The organism is Nonomuraea sp. NBC_00507, from assembly GCF_036013525.1.
In the GTDB taxonomy this organism is placed as follows: domain Bacteria; phylum Actinomycetota; class Actinomycetes; order Streptosporangiales; family Streptosporangiaceae; genus Nonomuraea.
Genome location: NZ_CP107853.1, coordinates 10698133 through 10714890 on the forward strand (window position 1 = coordinate 10698133; position 16758 = coordinate 10714890).

Below are 16758 nucleotides of genomic sequence, written 5' to 3' on the forward strand. Positions count from 1 at the left end.
ACCGGTCATCTTGTCACCAGCGTCAATGGTTCGCTCCTGGTGACGCCTGCCGCGTTCTCCAGCTCGGCCACGTACGTGTGCGTGCCGGCCAGCCGATCTTCGACCACGGTGGCGGCGCTCTGCGCGGCCGGTGTCGCGGCGTCGAGCCGCTGGGTGTCGACGAGCACGCCGTCCTCGTAGAGGCGGTAGGTGGTGGCGTTCGTGCCCCACCACATGTTCATGCGGATCGTGTAGTCGCCGTCGCCGTCCCAGTTGTCGGAGCTCAGCACGGGCTCACCGGGGTTGGCGTCGCTCACCTCGACCTTCACGGACGTGGTGGCGGTGCGGCCCGCCTGGTTGAGCAGCTCGCCGGTGTACTGGTACGTGCCGTTCTTCCTGCCGCTGATCGGGATCGTGGACTTCTGCGCCGACGGGGTCTTCGGGGTCAGGTCGCGCCTGGCGATCTCCTTGCCGTTCTCGTACAGGATGAAGACGCTGCCGTTGACGCCGTACCAGAGGTTCATGGTCACGTCGTACGTGCCGTCGTGGAGGCCGTGCTGCCGGCCGCTCGTGGTGGAGAGCGCGGCGCGGGCGGGCGGCGCGGTGGCGCCGTCCTGGGGCAGCCCAGGGCCGGTGACCTTGACCTTGTATGTCGTGTCCGCCGTCCCGTCCTCCGAGACCACCTTGATGGCGATCTCGGCGGGGACGATGATCGTGGGCGACTTCGTCCCGCTGGTGGCCGCATGGTCCTGGACCGTGATGGCCGACCTCGGGTTGAGCGCGGTCGGGGTGAAGGCGACGCGGTCCCCGGGGATGGCGAGCTCGTACGCATGGACGTCCGGGTCGAAGGCCGGGTCGAGGGTGCCCGCGTCGGGGACAAGGGCGGACAGCGTGGTGTCCTGGGCCAGTGACCGCCGCTTGATCCGCAGGGTGTGGGCGCCCTCCGTGCCGTCCTCGGCGGTGGCCACGATGCGGACGTCCGCGCCGGTGTCGCCGAGCGTGATCCGCCGCGTGGCCTGGGCGCCCGCGGTGCGCTCACCGTCGATGGCGACCGACGCGGCGAACGGGCTGCGGGCCACGGCGGTCACCTCGACCTCGCCGACCCGCGCGGGCACGTCGAGCACCAGGTCGCCGTCGGGCGCGCCCTGGCTCGTGTCGACGCTGAGCAGGGCGGTGTCGTCGCGGGCCAGCCCCACGCCTTGGGAGACCCGGATGTCGTCGAGGTCGATGCTGCCGTAGTTGGTGCTGTTGGCGTAGTAGTCGATCTGCGCGACGGTGTCCATCGGGTTCCTGAACGCGGCGCCCTCCAGGACGCGGCGGCCGTCGAGCAGCAGGTCGAAGCGCTGGTTGACGGTGTCGATCACCGCGGCGACGTGATACCAGCGGCCGGGCTCGTACGTGCCGACCGTCCGGGTCGTGGCCCCCGCGTAGGCGACGATCGTGTTCTTGGTGAAGGCCACGCTGACGGCGTTCTGGCCGCTGGTGTTCCTGATGTAGGGGACGGCCCACCAGTGGTTGCCGGAGGTGTAGGCCTGCCGGCTCATGACGTTCGCCTCCACGGTCACGATGCCCTTCAGCGCGAACGTGCGGGACACGCTGGTGCTGCCGCTGTTCGCCGTACGCGTGAGCAGCACGCCCTTGCCGTCCGTGACCTCGGCGCTCCCGCCGGCGGCGCTCACGGTGAGGCCGTTGCCGCTGGTCAGAGGCCCGGTGGGCAGGTCGTTGAAGTCGTGGACGGCCACGTAGGACGGGATCGGGCGGACCAGGAGGAGGGAGCCGGCCTCGCTCGCCGTGGCGGCCTCCACGCGCAGTCCGGACCGGGTCGCCGCGACGTACCCGCCGGCCTCGGCGCGGAGCGTGTAGCCCTCCCCCACCGGCACGTTCTCCACGGTGAAGCCGCCGTCGGCGCCGCTGGTGGCGGTGCCGAGGGTCTGGTCGCCGTCCTTGACGGTGACGCTCGCGCCGGGCAGCGGCTGGGCGGCCTGGTCCAGCACCCGGCCGGTGATCGTGCCGACCACGCTGGTGGAGGCCATGGTGAGGTGGACGGTGGTGGTGTTGCCGAAGCGCACGTTCACCGTCTCGGAGGCGCTCTGGTAGCCGTTCCTGGTGACGGTGACCTCGACGCCGTCGGCGAACGGGATGTTCGCCAGCGTGAATCTTCCGTCGGATCCGGTGGTGGCCGTCACGCCGGCCGCGGTGACGCTCGCGCCGCTGATCGGGGCGCCGGACGGGGTGCGTACGGTGCCGATGACGGCCTCGGCCGTCGCGCCCTCGGCGGTGGCGTATTCGAAGGCGCCGAGGTCCGGGCCGCCGTTGTAGAGGGTGGCGCCGGCGTAGTCACGGCCGCCGTTCCCGGCGATCTCGGCGCCCGTGTCGATCGCCGGCGATCCCGAGGTGACGCGCAGGCCGTGCGCGGTCTCCAGCCGGGGCCCGGTCTCCGGCGTGCCGGAGGGGCCGTCGAGCGGGGCGGCGGCGAACTTCGGATCCGCGACCACCGCGTCCTTGTCGCCGGCCGGGACCGCGAGGTCCGCGCCGCCGTAGAGGTTGTGGCTGTAGGCGATGGTCGGGCTGGTCGTCAGGGTCGCCGCGGCTCGCGTCGAGTACAGGACGTTGTTGGTGATGGTGTAGCGGGCATCGAGGTAGCTGCCGTACCCGTAGATCAGATATGCGGATCTGTCGTTGTAGATCGTGTTGTTGTAGATCTGCGCGGTGGCGGCCCGGTCAGAGTGCAGGTAGATCTGGTAGCGGGAGTTGCCGGCGATCACGTTGTTCCTGACGATCGCGTCCCCGAAGGCGAACTGGCACAGCAGCACGCCGTCGCCGTTGCCGTGCAGGTAGTTGTACTGGACGACCTGCCGCGTGGTGCCCTTGTCCGGGTCGATGCCGTTGGAGTCGGCGCCGCCTGCCTTCTGCTGCGTCTCGTACACCTCGTTGAACTGGAACGTCACGTCGTCGGCGTAGTACGTCTCGATGCCGGAGGTGCCGGTGCGGTAGACGACGTTGCGCTCGATCAGCGCGCCGCGCACGTTGGTGACGTACATGCCGTTGCAGCCGTACGCCGTGTCGGCCTGGGTGACGTAGTTGTTCCTGATGACGATGTTCGTGTGCGGCGTGAATTTCGGATCGTCGGGGCTCTGCCGGGTGCCCCAGCCCGTGGGCGTGGCGATCGTCTGGCCGGCGTCGTTCTTGCCGTCCCCGGTGTACTGCTTGACGACGATGCCGGCGAACGATGTGTTGCGCACCGTGGAGTTCTGGATCACCACGTCGTTGAGCACGGTGGCCCGGTCAGGGGGGTTGTGGATGTCGGGCACGGTGGTGTCGAACACGATGCCGCCGGTCTTCTTCGAGCCGTCCCAGCCGGTCTGGAACCGCACGCCGGGCGCGTTGTTCTCGATGCTGCCGCCGATCCAGTTGACCTGGCCCGTCACGTCGTGCACGTCGACGCCGTCGATGACGAAGCCGTCGAGGGTCTGGCTGTTGTCGCCGGAGACGTGCACGCCGCGCAGGTCGCGCAGGTTGTCGCCCGGGGTGCCGGTGGCCGGGACCTCGTTGGTGACCTCCAGGTTGCGGATCGTCCAGTGCTCCTGGTTGAACAGCCTGACGGCGTCGCCGACCTGGCCGGCGCCGTCGACGCGCGGCTTGCCGCCCTCGCCGTACCGGTCGACGGTGATGGGCGCGCCGCTCTCGCCCGAGCCCTTGGGCCACAGCTGGCCGGTCCACCGCTGTCCCGCGCGCAGCAGGATGCGGTCGCCGGGGGCGAACGTGGTGGCGTTCACCTTGTCCAGGCTCTTCCAGGCGTGCGCCTCGTCCTGGCCGGAGGCCGCGTCGTCGCCGCCGGCCGCGTCGACGTAGTACGTCGTGCCCGCCTGTGCCGCGGCGGGCTGGGCGGGAAGGGCGAGCGCGGCGACCATGGCGGCGGCCGTCATCATGCGCAAGAGGGTACGGACTAAGGCAGCGTCACGTGGCATCGCCGCGCTCCTAGCGGGGGGTGTTGTCCGGGATGGGGATGTTCAGTGCACGATCGGGTTGGCGACGTCGTGGGCGCGCAGGTGGCCGCACATACCCCACCGCTGCTGCGGCGGGCTCTCCATCAGCGCGGAGCGCAGCAGGTGCGACCCGTCGCCGCCGGCGAGGGCGTCGAGGATCTCGCCGGTGCGGCGGGTCTCCTGGGCCACCGTGCGCTCCCAGATGTCCCGCCACCCCGCCACCTTGGGCCGGACGAGGGCGACGGCGCTGTCGTAGAAGCGCCGCAGCTCCTCCGGGCCGCCGTCGGCGAGCCGCAGGAACCCCTCGACGGCCAGCTCGCGCCGCAGGGCGACGGCCTCCTCGACGTTGTCGGCAGGCAGGGTGGCGGCCTCGCGGTAGCGGTCCGGGTCGGCAACGATCTCGGGCGGGAACGTCATGACCGCGTCGCCGGCCTCGGGCAGGCCGGCGTTCGACATGACCACCAGCACTTCGAGGCCGCCCCGGTTGATCGCGCGATGGATGGTCCCCGGCGTGAACCACACGGTCGAGCCGGCGCTGAGCTCGGTCTCCTTGAGGCCGTTCGCGTCGAGCGTCTGCAGCGCGCCGTGCCCGCCGACGACGACGTACGCCTCGGTGGAGGCGATGTGCACGTGGGGCGTGCCGCCCTCCAGGCCGTCGGCGCACGCGCCCGTGTAGACCGTCAGCCGGCTGATCGAGGTGCCGCCGGGGAACGTCATGCCAGGGCCGCCCGTCCCTGCTTGGCCAGCAGCGCCGTGCCGTCCTCGCCGCGGTCGCCGTCGGCGATCACGACCGCGTACCTGAAGCGCAGCGCCTGGCCGTCGGGAAGCGGCACCTCCTCGCCGAAGAACGGCGCCGGGCACAGGCACGCGAAGTCCTCGCTGCGGGCGAACCACTGCGGCGGGTGCTGCGGGTTGGCGGTGTCGTCGACCATGACGATCGTCGAGTGCTCACCGGTCTCGTCGTGCCGGCCGCGGAAGCCGAACCACTCGGCCCGCGTGCCGCGCAGCTCGTCGCCGCCCGCGCCGGCCGGCGACTGGATGGTCCCGCCGGTGAACGAGCGGGGGCCGCGCCAGAACAGGCCGCCGTACCCGGCGTTCTCACGGCCCTTCGTGGTCGGCGAGCCGAAGTCGAGCGTGCCGCCCGACACGTTCGTCATCGTCGTGTCGAACACCAGCGCCCACGTCGCCTCGTCCAGCACGGTCGCGGCCAGGGACCGCCGCTCCTCGATGACCGGGGCGCCGGCCTGGGAGGTCCAGCCGAGCGTGTGCCCGATCTCGACCCGGTTGTCCTCGGCGGTCAGCGTGGTCATCTCGCGGTGCGTGGCGCTGCCGTTGTTCTCCAGCTGCACGTAGGACCTGCCGTGCACGTACGTCGGCCCGCCCCAGAAGTTGTGCTCGCCCACGTGCGGCAGCGACCAGGCGATGCCCTTGTGCCAGACGTGGTCGTGCGGCCGGAAGAGCGACACCAGCGCGCCGCCGACGGTGCGGATCGGGTGCAGATACGGCTTCGGCGATTCCAGCACCGGCGTGTCGGGACGGTAGACGTAGCTGAACAGCTCGACGTCGCCGGCCGTGACGGTGACCGACCGGCCGAGTGCGTGGTTGGCCTGCAGAGTCACTTGTTCCTCACCTTTTCCCACGGGGCGCCCGTGCCCTCCATCGTCGTGGCGAACGGGCTGTCAGCAGTGATCTGTCCGCTTCGCACGCGCTCGCCGGTGAAGGCGGAGGCGTACAGTGCGGCGATGAACTCCATCGTGCGCCGGGCGTCCGCGGCGGTCACCGGCGGCGCCTGGCCCTGGTCGAGGGCGTCGAACACGGCGGCCAGCCAGTCGTCGTGGCTGCTCGGCGACGTGCCGGCCCCCTGCGCCCACAGCGCGGAGACGTTGACGTGCCCGGGCGCGGGAGTGATCGTCCAGTCGTCGTCGGTGTAGCCGTAGAGGTGGTCGACCTCGACCGTGGCGTGCTCGTAGTCGAACCTGAGCTGGGAGGCCTGCCGCGGCGAGACCACCGAGTTGACGATGGTGGCCATCGCGCCGCTCTCGAACGTCACCAGCGCCATCGACACGTCCTCGGTGTCCACGTCGCGGGCCTGGCGGCCGGCCATCGCCGTGACCTCCCGCCACGGGCCGAGGATCGAGAACAGCAGGTCGAACTGGTGGATGCCGTGCCCCATCGTCGGGCCGCCGCCCTCGGACTCCCAGGTGCCGCGCCACGGGACCGCGTAGTAGGCCTCGTCCCGGTACCACTGCGTGGCGCAGGTCGCCAGCAGCGGGCGGCCCAGCTCGCCGGCCTCCTGCAGGCGGCGCAGCCGGATGGCGCCCGTGCCGAAGCGGTGCTGCAGGACGGTCGCCACGTGCCCGGCCGAGCGCCGCTCGGCCTCGATCAGCGTGTCGAACTCGGCCAGCGACAGCGTCGGCGGCTTCTCGATCAGCGCTGTCGCCCCGGCCTCCAGGATCTCCAGGGCCTGCGGCGCGTGCAGCTGCGGCGGGGTGCACAGGTGGACGAGGTCCACCTGTTCCTCCCGCAGCAGGTCGGTCAGGCTCGCGTGGGCGCCGGGGACGTTCCACTCCTCCGCGAACGTCTTGGCCCGGCCGAGGTCCACGTCGGCCACGGCGACGAGCGTCGCCCTGCCGCCGGAGGCGGCGATGGCGCGGGCGTGGGCGGTGGCGATCGCACCGGTGCCGACGATCGCGGCCCGGTACTTCCGTTGAGACAAGGTCATAACTCCTGGTGGGAAAGGGGGTCAGGCGCCGTCGATCTCGGCCTGGAGCTCCTTGATGAACGACTTGGCGGCCTGTTCCGGCGTCTGCCGGTCGAACAACACCTCTTCAGTGTGCCGCTTGATGATCGCCTCGAGGTTACTGGCCCCGTTCGGAGTGACTCTGGGGGCGGTGCCGACCTTGATCGTGTCCAGGAACTCGACCGCCGCCTTGTCCGTCTCCCCGAGCTTCGGGGTGATGGCGGTGCGGATCTTGGTGTTCGCGGGCACGCCGCGGTCGGTCAGCATGATGTCCGCCGCCTCCTGGCTGTTGGCCAGGAAGTCCACGAACAGCGCGGCCTCGGCGGGGTGCTTGCTGCGCGAGGAGATCGACCAGAACATCGAGGGCTTGTAGTACGCGGCCGGGGAGGACGCCTGCGCCTCGCCGGGCAGCTTGAGCAGCTTCAGCTTGGACCCGCTGGCCGCCGACAGCGACGTCAGCTGCGTGTTCCACCAGGTCGCCAGGGCGGAGGCGTTGGTGGCCGTGCCGGACTGGTCGAGCGGGCCGCCGGCCCGTTCGATGGTCACCGACGGCGCCGGGGAGACGCCGGACGTGGCGAGGTCCTTGATGAAGGTCCAGTAGCTCGCCAGCACGTTCTCCGGCACGGCGACCTTGCCGGCCTCGTCGAACAGGGCGGCGCCGTTCTGCCGGGCCCAGATGTTGAGGCTGCCGGCGTCGAAGCCGAAGGACTGCACGCCGGTGACCTTGCCGCCGCCCGCCTTCGACACCGCGTCGCCGGTCTTCTTGAAGTCCTCCCAGGTCCAGGTGGCGTCGTCGGGGACCTTGACCTTGAACTGGTCGAGGAGGTCGGTGTTGGCGACGATCGCGTACGTGGCCAGGCCGACCGGCAGGGCGTACTGCTTGCCCTTGACGATGCCGGTGTCCAGGGCGGACTTGTCGAAGTCGGCGGTCTTGACGTGTTTGGACGCGGTGCCGAGGTCGAGCAGCGCGCCGCGCTCGGCATAGGAGGCGAGGTAGAGCTCGTCCATCTGGATGATGTCGGGCGCGTCGTTCGCGGCCACGGTGGTGGCCAGGCTCTCCCAGTAACCGTTCCAGTCCTTGAACTCGCCCTTGACGGTGATGTTCGGATACTTCTTCTGGAAGATGTCGATGACCTGCTGGGTGCGCTTGTGCCGCTCGTCCGCGCCCCACCAGGTGAAGCGGAGGGTGACCGGGTCCTTCGAGAGCTCCTGGGATGCGCTGCCGCCGCCGGAGCCGCAGGCGGTGAGCATGAGTGCCGCCGCGGCGGCAAGAGCGATTCGTCTCATGATGATTCCCTGGGGTTACTTGCCGCCGGTCGTCGCGATGCCCCGGATGAGGTATCGCTGGCCGACGAGGAAGGCGAGGAAGACCGGAGCCAGGGACACCACGCTCATGGCGAACATGGATCCCCACGAGGTCTGCACGGTGGCGTCCACGAACGAGCGCAGCGCCACCGGCACGGTGTACATCTCCGGGTCGGTCAGGTAGATGAGCTGGCCGAAGAAGTCGTTCCACGTCCAGATGAAGGTGAAGATCACGGTCGTGGCGAGGGCCGGCATCATCAGGGGAAGGATGATGCGCAGGAAGATCCGGGCGTGGCCGCAGCCGTCGATCCTGGCCGCCTCGTCCAGCTCGCGCGGCAGCCCCCGGATGAACTGGACCATGAGGAAGACGAAGAACGCGTCCGTGGCCAGGAACTTCGGCACCACCAGTGGCAGGAACGTGTTCACCCAGTCGAGCTGGGAGAACATGATGTACTGCGGGACGATGATCACGTGGATCGGCAACATGATCGTGCCGAGCATGATGGCGAACCACAGGCGCTTGCCGGTGAAGTCCAGCCTGGCGAACGCGTAGGCGGCCATCGAGCAGGACACCAGGTTGCCGATGATGCAGGCCAGCACCAGGATCGCCGAGTTGGCCAGGTAGTGGCCGAACGGGGAGGCCAGGGCGGTCCAGCCCTCGCCGTAGTTCTGGGTCTGCAGGCTGTCGAGGATCAGGCCGGGGCGGCGGAAGATCTCGTTGTTGGGCCGCAGGCTGCTGACCACCATCCACAGCACCGGATAAAGCATGACCAGTGCCAGCGCGAGCAGCCCGGCGTGCTTGAGCACCTTACGGAGTTCAGTCATCGTAAACGACCCAGAATTTCGCGGCCCAGAAATTGATGGCGGTGAATGCGGCGATGATGACGAGGAGCAGCCAGGCGAGCGCGGAGGCGTATCCCATGTCGAAATTGCCGAATCCCCGCTGATAGAGATAAAGCGTGTAGAAGAGGGTGGAGTCCGATGGCCCGCCGCTGCCGCCCGAGACCACAAAAGCCTGCGTGAACGACTGGAACGCGTGGATCACCTGCAGGACCAGGTTGAAGAAGACGATCGGTGAGAGCAGCGGGATGGTGATTTTCCGGAACTGGGTCCATTTGCCGGCCCCGTCCGTGGCCGCGGCCTCGTAGTACATGGCGGGGATCTGGCGCAGGCCGGCCAGGAAGATCACCATGGGGGCGCCGAACGTCCACACGTTCAGGACGATCAGCGTCGACAGCGCGCTGTCCGGGTCGGAGATCCAGCCCTTGCCCTCGATGCCGGCCATGGCCAGCACCTGGTTGAACAGGCCGTCGGCGCCGAAGATCTGCCGCCAGAGCACCGCGATGGCCACGCTGGAGCCCAGCAGGGAGGGCAGGTAGAACGCCGAGCGGTAGAACGCCAGGCCGCGCAGCCCGCGGTCCAGCAGCAGTGCCAGGGCCAGGGCGCAGGCCAGCTGCAGCGGGACGGAGACCAGGACGTAGACCAGCGTCACGCCGAGCGCCTTGTGCAGACGCGCGTCGCCGAGCATCCGGATCCAGTTGTCCAGGCCGTTGAACACCGGCGGCTGGATCAGGTTGTAGTCGGTGAAGCCCAGGATGAAGGAGGCGGCGATCGGGCCTGCCGTGATGAGCAGCAGGCCCGCGAACCAGGGCAGCAGGAACGCGAACGCGGCCTTGTTGTCGCGTCTGGCCAGGCCTTCACGGCCGCCGCCGAGGGTGCCGCCGCTGCCCTTGCGCATGCGCTGCAGCTCGCCGAGTGCGCTCACGCGGGCCTCCTCGACGGGATCATTCGTAACCTCCTGTCACCGCCGTGCCGTGGCGGGAAAACGTATTCCGCAGTTTGCACGCCGGTAACGCGACCGTCAAGAGCGGGTTTCCTGGAGCTATGGCAGGGCTGATCACGGCGGTCGTCACAGGCTGTGAGTGAGCACACAGCCAGCCGTTATGCGGCCGTGACCTGCTGCGATACGTCGCCAGCCAGCTGCCGGCGGGGTCCGGGCCGAACCATCGGGCCAGTCCGCGGGGCACTCCGCCCCGCCCGGCGCGGCCGCCCCCACCTCCGGGTGGCAGTCGTGCCCCGGCCGGACGCGAGACCGGCATTCGTCACGAACGGTGACATTCCAGCCGTGCGACCAGCGGCGAAATCCAGCGTCGGAGGAACGTCGTCATCGGCGCGGCGGACGGCGCCGGGCCAGACGCGAGACGCGAGGCGCCCACGCCGCTCCTACGCCTGACGCGGGCGGGTGCTGTCGCGGACGATCAGGCGGCCCTCGACGATCAGCCGCCGCGGCTCGCCCCCCGCTTCGGCGAGCGCGAACCGGATGGCCTCCGCTCCGGCGTGCGCCAGCGGAAGCGCGACCGTGGTCAATCGCGGTGTCACGTCACCGGCGAGCGGAATATCGTCGATCCCGGTCACGGAAACGTCCTCGGGAACGTTTACCCCGGCCGCCCGGAAACCCGACATGGCGCCGATGGCGACAATGTCGTTGACCGCGAGAACCGCCTGCCGGCCGTCCATTCCCTCCGCTGCCAGCCGCCGCGCCGCGTCGAATCCGCCCGACCTGCTGACTTCGCAGGTAACGATCCGGATATCCCGCTCGTCAACGCCTCCGGCCCGCAGTCCGTCGACGAATCCGGCCGTCCGGTCGGACACCGTGCGCAGTTCCCTGACGCCCGCGAATATCGCCACCCGCCGGTGTCCCGATTCCGCGAGAAAAGCGCCCGCCGACCGCCCGGCGCCGTAGTCGTCGAAAGCGATCGCGTCGAAGGCCATGTCCGTCTCGCCGACGATCACGACCCGGCCGCCCTCTTTCTCGTACGCGGCCAGCTCTTTGAACAGCCGCCCGCCGAGCGCGTTCGCCACGAACCGGCTGGAGGTCAGCACGAGCGCGCGGGGCCGCAGCGAGCGCAGCAGGCGGATGGTCTCCAGTTGCCGTTCGTGCGCTCCCATGGTGGCGGACACGGTGACGAAGGCGCCGCCGGCGCGGGCCTCGCGCTCCATCGCGGCCACGACCATGCCCATGGACGGCGTCGTGAGGTCGTCGGCGACGAGTGCGATCGAGTCGCTCGCCCGCCGCATCGCCCTGGCCGAGGCGTCCACCGTGTAGCGCAGGGCCGCCGCCGCGGCCAGCACGCGGGCCTCGTATTCAGGCGCCACCTTCCTGGTGCTGCCGCCCAGGACCCGGGACGCGGTGGCGACCGAGACACCGGCCGCCGCGGCCACGTCGTGCAGCGTGACCGTGGGTCGCGCCGCGTGGGGCATGGGCGGTGTCCTTTCCGAGGCGTACGGGTCGGTTATGAAGAGTACCTCGGGGGTGCGGCATGACCCTTGTCATACCGCGTCGATGACATCGCGGACTAACCCCGCATCCGTCCTTGGATCATGATGAAGCCCATGATTTCTCGCCGATTCCCACAGTGCGGCAGGCGGATGGCCGTCGCGACCGCGATGGGCGCGCTGCTCGCGGCAGGAACCGTCACGGCTCCCGCCGCCGCGACTCCCGAAGGGCTCGACCGGCAGGCGCTGCAGACGTCCCTGGACGCCGTGCACAAGGCCGGCATGTACGGCATGTACTCGAACGTCCGCGACGGGGGCCGGACGTGGCGGGGCGCGGCCGGCGTGGCCGACGTCGACACACGCCGTCCGGTGCGGCCGGACATGGTGCACCGGGTCGGCAGCATCACCAAGACCTTCACGGCGGTGGCCATCCTCCAGCAGGTGGAGCGCGGCGCCATCGAGCTGGACGCCCCGGTGGGCCGCTACCTGCCGGACTTAGTGCCCGGCGAGCGCGGCCAGAAGGTCACCGTGCGCATGCTGCTCAACCACACCAGCCACATCGCCGACTACATCGCCCCGGCGTTCCCCTCGCTGCTGGAGGGCTCGACCAAGAGCCTGGACGACCACCGCTTCCGCACCATCGCCCCGGAAGAGCTGGCCAAGCTGGGGCTGAACGGCGTCCCCACGGGCGAGCCCGGCGTGGCGCCCGGTTCGTACTCCAACACCAACTACATCCTCGCGGGCCTGCTGCTGGAGAAGGTGACGGGCACGGACGCCGAGGACCACATCACCCGTAACGTGATCCGCAAGGCGGGTCTGCGGCACACGTCGTTCCCGCGCACGCCGCACATCCCGGGACCGCACTCCAAGGCGTACGAGTCGATGTACGGGTTCATCGACCCGCCGCGCGACTACAGCGTGTACAACATGTCGTGGGCCGGCACGGCGGGGGCCGTCACGTCCACGATGGACGACCTCAACCGCTTCTACCGGGCGCTGCTGCGGGGCGAGCTGATGGGCGCGGCGCAGCTCGCCGAGATGCAGAAGACGGTGGTCGTGCTGGCGGGCGGGGGCTCGATCGACTACGGGCTCGGCCTCTACTCGCTCGACCTGCCGTGCGGCCGGTTCTGGGGGCACGACGGCGGCGTCTTCGGCATGGCCACGCAGTCGTTGTCCAGCCCGGACGGGAGCCGCCAGCTGTCGTTCGGAGTCAACCGCACGAAATACCAGACCATCGACGAGAGCGGCGAAATCGTGCTGCACCCGATCGACTACGCGACCGTCGATCATCTCCTGCTGGCGCTGTGCGGGCCGGGCACGGCGACCGCGAAGGCCGCCACGGCGCCGTTCGTGCCGTTCCCGGCGGACCGGCTGTCCGTCAAGCGCTGAGCGGGCTCAGCGGCGGTTCCGCGCGGTCTTGTTGGTGGAGGCGGGGGCGCTCTGGTGCCCGAGCTGGGCGGACATCTCGCTGGTGGTCGTGAGCAGCTCCGCCGTCACGGCTCGCAGGACGTCGTCCGTCGCGAGCCGCGCGGGCAGGACGATCGCGACCGCCAGCGGCAACGCCTCACCGGTGGTGAACACGGGGGCGGCCACGGAGGTGACTCCGGGAATCACGCCCCCGGAGGTGACGGCATAACCGGTGTGGCGTACGTCGGCCTTGATGCGCTCGATCTCCTCGTCGGTGAACCGCTCATCGGCGGTGGCCTCCTGGGCCGCGATGACCGGGTCGGTCAACGTCCGGGGCAGGTGGGTCAGGTAGAGGCGGCCGATCGAGGAGGTCAGCATCGGCAGCGTCGCGCCCACGCGCACGGTGATGGGCAGCACGTGGGAGCCGTAGTCCCAGCGGACGATCACTGGGCCGTGGTCGCCCCAGACGGCCAGGTTGATCGCGTGCTTGGTGCGGTCACGCAGGCCCGGCAGGTATTCGGAGGCCAGGGCGACCTCGTCCATCCTGCGCAGTGCCTCCGCGCCGAGCCGCCGCATCGCCGGGCCCAGGTCGTACAGGCCTGAGCTCGGCGACTGGGAGACCAGCCCGGCCCGGCCCAGGCTCACCAGGTAGCGGTGCGCCTTGCTGGGTTGCATGCCGCTGAGGGCCGCGATCTGCGTCAGGCTCGCCGGTCCGGCGCTCTGCTCCAGGGCCAGCAGCACGGTCATCGCGATCTCGACCGACTGGATGCCCTGGCGGGATGCGGACCGCTCCTCACCGGCATGCTCTAGATCACTCACGTTCCCTGGCCCCCGCACACACCTGGTTGACGTAACGCCGAAACTATACGGAGTCGGCGACGTCCAGGACGAAGTCGAAGTCCATCGTGAAGAAGGCGCTGTCGAGCATCCGGCCGTCGGGGGCGAGACCGGGGTCGTGCCGGACGAAGTCGCGCACCAGCGAGTCCTTCTCCCCGAACACGGCGTCGGAGCCGAGATAGGGGTCCCCTGCCGCGAACACATGGGTGGTGAGCGTGGCGAATCCCGGAGCGCTGATCTGGAAGTGCACGTGGGCCGGCCGCATGGAGTCCCGCTTGGCGGCGGCCAGCAGGTCCCCGACCGGCCCGTCGTGCGGGATCGGGTACGGCACCGGCAGCACGGAGGAGAACCAGTAACGGCCGTCGGCGTCGGAGCGCAGGCGGCCCCGGCCCTGGGCGCCGTCGAGCTGGGCGTACTGCACGTCGTAGTTGCCCTCGTCGTCGGAGTGCCAGACCTCGATCCGCGCCCCGGGGATCGGCGCGCCCGCCGCCGAGAGCACCCGCCCGGAGTAGAAGCACGGCTCTCCCCCGGCGCCGCCGGAGATGTCGTCGCCGTTGGCGAACTCGGGTGCGTCCTCGACGAAGAAGGGGCCGACCACGGTGGAGGCGGTCGCGGTCTCGGTCGCCGGATGGTTGATGCCGATCACCAGCATCGACAGCCCCAGCACGTCGGAGAGCAGGATCAGCTCCTGCCGCCGGTCGTCGCTGATCTGGCCCGCCCGGGTGAGGAAGGAGACCGCGGCGGCCCACTCCTCCTCGGTGAGCCGCACGTCGGAGGCGAAGGCGTGCAGGTGCGTGACCAGGCTGCGCATGACCTCGCGGACCCGGGCGGACGGGGCCGCGTCGAAGCTGGCCAGCACGCGATCGGTGAGCGCCCGGTCGGCCGTGGGCATCGGCTGGGTGGTCATAGTGATTCTCCTCGCAGGGCGGCGGTCAGGATCCCGCGTACCTCGGGCTCGCCCACGGGCCGCGGGTTGTCGCCGAAGTCCTTCTCCAGCACGAGCCGCACTGCTGTGTCCATATCGTCCTCCGCGAGCCCGATCTGGGCCAGCGACACCGGGGCGCCGATCCGGGCCGCGAGCCCGGTCAGGCCATGGGCGACGTCCTCGGCGCCGAGGGCCGGAGCGACCCGCGTCCGCAGGGCGGGCACCGCCGGCGCGTTGAAGGTCGCCACGTACGGCAGCAGCACCGTGTGGGTCTCGGCGTGCGGCAGGCCGAACGCGCCGCCCAGGACGTGGCAGATCTTGTGGTGCAGCCCGGACCCCGCGACGCCGAAGGCGGACCCGGCCAGGTAGGCCCCGTACAGCAGCCCGGCGCGCCCGGCCGCGTCGGCGGGGCGGGACATGGCGGCCGGCAGCGCGTCGGCGATCACCCGGACGCCTTCGGCGGCGACGAGATCGGTGACCGGGTTCGCGCCGGGCGCGTAGAACGCCTCGACGCAGTGGGCCATCGCGTTCATCGCGCTGGCGGCCGTCATCGCCGCCGGCAGGGTCGTGGTCAGGTCCGGGTCGTACAGCACGACCTTGGGCATGACCAGCGGTGATCGGCCGGTGGTCTTGCGCGCGCCTTCGGTCGTGCCCCAGACGGGGGTCACCTCGGAGCCGGCGTACGTGGTCGGCACGGCCACGATGGGCAGCGACGTGCGCAGCGCGATCGCCTTGGCCGTGCCCGTCGTGGAACCGCCGCCGACGCTCAGCACCGCGTCCGCGCCGGTCCGCGTGGCCAGCTCGACGGCCTGGTCGACCGTCTCCACCGGCACGTGCGGTCGTACGCCGTCGAAGACGCCCGCGACCGACAGCGACCCGGCCAGCGTAGCGGCGAGCGGGGCGGTGCGCGGCGTGGTCACGATCAGGGGATGGCGCGCGCCGAGGCGCTCGACCTCCGCGGCCAGCGCGCCCTTGGCGCGTCCGAAGACCACGCGGGCCGCGAGCGTCTCGTACGTGAACGGCCTCATCCGGCACCTTCCGGCACCGCGTGCCGGGCGCGGACCACCGGAACGAGGGCGGCGGCCGTCGCGCCGATCAGGCCGGGGATGGCGAAGAGGTAGAAGTTCCACTCCACGCCGAGCTGGGAGGACAGGATCCAGCCGCCCATGGCCGGCCCGAGGATGGCGCCGAGCCGTCCGACCGACAACGCCCAGCCGATCCCGGCTCCGCGGAGGTCCTCGGGATAGCGGTTGACGATGAAGGCGTTGGTCATCACCTGCGAGCCGATGAATCCCAGCCCGCTGACGAACATCAGCAGGAACAGCAGCACGATCGCGGGACGCGTGCTCATCGCGATGAGGCTGACCGAGCCGACGAGGAAGGCCGTCGACACGACCGGCTTGATCCCGATCCCGTCGGCGATGCGCCCGCCGGCGATCATGCCGAGTCCCGCGCCCACCCACATGGCGGCGGTCTGCAGCAGCGCCGACCCGAGCGAGTAGCCGCTGGTCCTCATGATGGTGGGCAGCCAGGTGCTGATGCCGAAGACCAGCAGCAGGCCGCAGAACGACGCGATCCAGAACAGCACGGTCACCGTACGCGTGCCGGGGGCGAGCAGGGGCTTCAGCCCGAACAGGTCGCTTCGGGCGGCGGGCCGGGCGGAGCGGTCGGTGTGGACGGGGCTCTCCGGGAGGATCCGCGCAGCGATCGGCAGCAGCACCAGCGCGGGCGCGGCGCCGATGACGTAGATCCAGTGCCACGACGCGTGCGGCAGGAGCCCCGCGCCGAGCAGCGGGGCGAGCAGGGCGCCGAGGGCGTACCCGGACATCATCAGCCCGACGTTGCGGCTGCGCCGCCCCGGCTCGGACAGGTCGGCCACGTACGCGGTCAGGGTCGGCAGCACCACGCCGAGCCCGACGCCCACGAGCAGGCGGGCCGCGCCGAACACGGCGAAGCCGGGTGCCACGGCGCAGGCGAGCATGCCGGCGGAGAACGCTCCGGCCCCGGTCAGCAGCAGCCGGCGCGGGCCGAGGCGGCTGATCGCCGCGCCGGCGAGGGCGGCGCCGATCATCATGCCGACGGCCACGAGGGATCCGACCGTGCCCGCCGTCGCCGCGTCGCCGCCCATGTTGCGGTCGGCGAGCATCGAGGGCACGGTGACGCCGTAGCAGGCGAGGTCGTAACCCTCCAGGGCCGCGAAGATCGCGACCACGATGAGCATGGTCTTCTCGGAAAGCGTTCGTCGGGCGGTGGTGGGGGTGGTGGTGTGCATGGCTGCTCCAGCCGTGTTGCAGGGGGTGTTC

General features: G+C 70.6%; 13 protein-coding genes. 1 reads left to right on the forward strand and 12 read right to left on the reverse strand.

The features are described 5' to 3' along the window. Window positions 1-5: 5 nt before the first annotated feature. The 8 genes from OHA25_RS51185 to OHA25_RS51220 form a co-directional block, all read right to left on the reverse strand. Window positions 6-3908, reverse strand: coding sequence for a carboxypeptidase regulatory-like domain-containing protein (locus OHA25_RS51185; protein ID WP_327584108.1), 3903 nt, complete (start codon window positions 3906-3908; stop codon window positions 6-8). Between the two features lie 81 nt (window positions 3909-3989). Then, window positions 3990-4682 (reverse strand): cupin domain-containing protein, encoded by a 693-nt coding sequence (locus OHA25_RS51190; RefSeq protein WP_327584109.1) that lies wholly within the window; start codon window positions 4680-4682, stop codon window positions 3990-3992. Further along, window positions 4679-5584, reverse strand: coding sequence for a PmoA family protein (locus tag OHA25_RS51195; RefSeq protein WP_327584110.1), 906 nt, complete (start codon window positions 5582-5584; stop codon window positions 4679-4681). The genes OHA25_RS51190 and OHA25_RS51195 overlap by 4 nt, the downstream gene beginning before the upstream one ends. Then, window positions 5581-6687, reverse strand: a complete 1107-nt coding sequence (locus OHA25_RS51200; RefSeq protein ID WP_442941990.1) for a Gfo/Idh/MocA family protein — start codon at window positions 6685-6687, stop codon at window positions 5581-5583. Before OHA25_RS51200 ends, OHA25_RS51195 begins: the two co-directional genes overlap by 4 nt. A gap of 21 nt (window positions 6688-6708) precedes the next feature. Beyond that, window positions 6709-7992, reverse strand: coding sequence for an ABC transporter substrate-binding protein (locus OHA25_RS51205; RefSeq protein ID WP_327584112.1), 1284 nt, complete (start codon window positions 7990-7992; stop codon window positions 6709-6711). Between the two features lie 15 nt (window positions 7993-8007). Next, window positions 8008-8835 carry a carbohydrate ABC transporter permease gene (locus OHA25_RS51210; protein WP_305925244.1) on the reverse strand — a complete coding sequence of 276 codons (828 nt, stop codon included), beginning with the start codon at window positions 8833-8835 and terminating at the stop codon, window positions 8008-8010. Beyond that, window positions 8828-9748 carry a carbohydrate ABC transporter permease gene (locus OHA25_RS51215; protein WP_327591164.1) on the reverse strand — a complete coding sequence of 307 codons (921 nt, stop codon included), beginning with the start codon at window positions 9746-9748 and terminating at the stop codon, window positions 8828-8830. Before OHA25_RS51215 ends, OHA25_RS51210 begins: the two co-directional genes overlap by 8 nt. Window positions 9749-10233: 485 nt before the next feature. Beyond that, a complete protein-coding gene (locus tag OHA25_RS51220) occupies window positions 10234-11271 on the reverse strand; it encodes a LacI family DNA-binding transcriptional regulator (protein ID WP_327584113.1) in 1038 nt (345 codons plus the stop codon). A 132-nt stretch (window positions 11272-11403) separates the two neighbouring features. Between OHA25_RS51220 and OHA25_RS51225 the strand changes: the two genes are divergently transcribed. Next, the gene (locus OHA25_RS51225) at window positions 11404-12675 is read left to right on the forward strand and encodes a serine hydrolase domain-containing protein (protein ID WP_327584114.1); all 1272 of its coding nucleotides are present in this window, start codon (window positions 11404-11406) and stop codon (window positions 12673-12675) included. A 6-nt stretch (window positions 12676-12681) separates the two neighbouring features. Here the strand turns inward: OHA25_RS51225 and OHA25_RS51230 are convergent, their stop codons facing one another. Genes OHA25_RS51230 through OHA25_RS51245 form a run of 4 tightly spaced genes read right to left on the reverse strand, consistent with a single transcriptional unit; the run spans window position 12682 to window position 16727 of the window. After that, window positions 12682-13512, reverse strand: coding sequence for an IclR family transcriptional regulator (locus OHA25_RS51230; RefSeq protein WP_327584115.1), 831 nt, complete (start codon window positions 13510-13512; stop codon window positions 12682-12684). Window positions 13513-13555: 43 nt separating this feature from the next. Then, entirely contained in the window at window positions 13556-14437 is an 882-nt protein-coding gene (locus OHA25_RS51235) for an intradiol ring-cleavage dioxygenase (protein WP_327584116.1), read from the reverse strand. Further along, the gene (locus OHA25_RS51240) at window positions 14434-15483 is read right to left on the reverse strand and encodes a maleylacetate reductase (RefSeq protein ID WP_327584117.1); all 1050 of its coding nucleotides are present in this window, start codon (window positions 15481-15483) and stop codon (window positions 14434-14436) included. The genes OHA25_RS51235 and OHA25_RS51240 overlap by 4 nt, the downstream gene beginning before the upstream one ends. Beyond that, window positions 15480-16727 carry an MFS transporter gene (locus OHA25_RS51245; protein ID WP_327584118.1) on the reverse strand — a complete coding sequence of 416 codons (1248 nt, stop codon included), beginning with the start codon at window positions 16725-16727 and terminating at the stop codon, window positions 15480-15482. The genes OHA25_RS51240 and OHA25_RS51245 overlap by 4 nt, the downstream gene beginning before the upstream one ends. Window positions 16728-16758 lie beyond the last annotated feature (31 nt).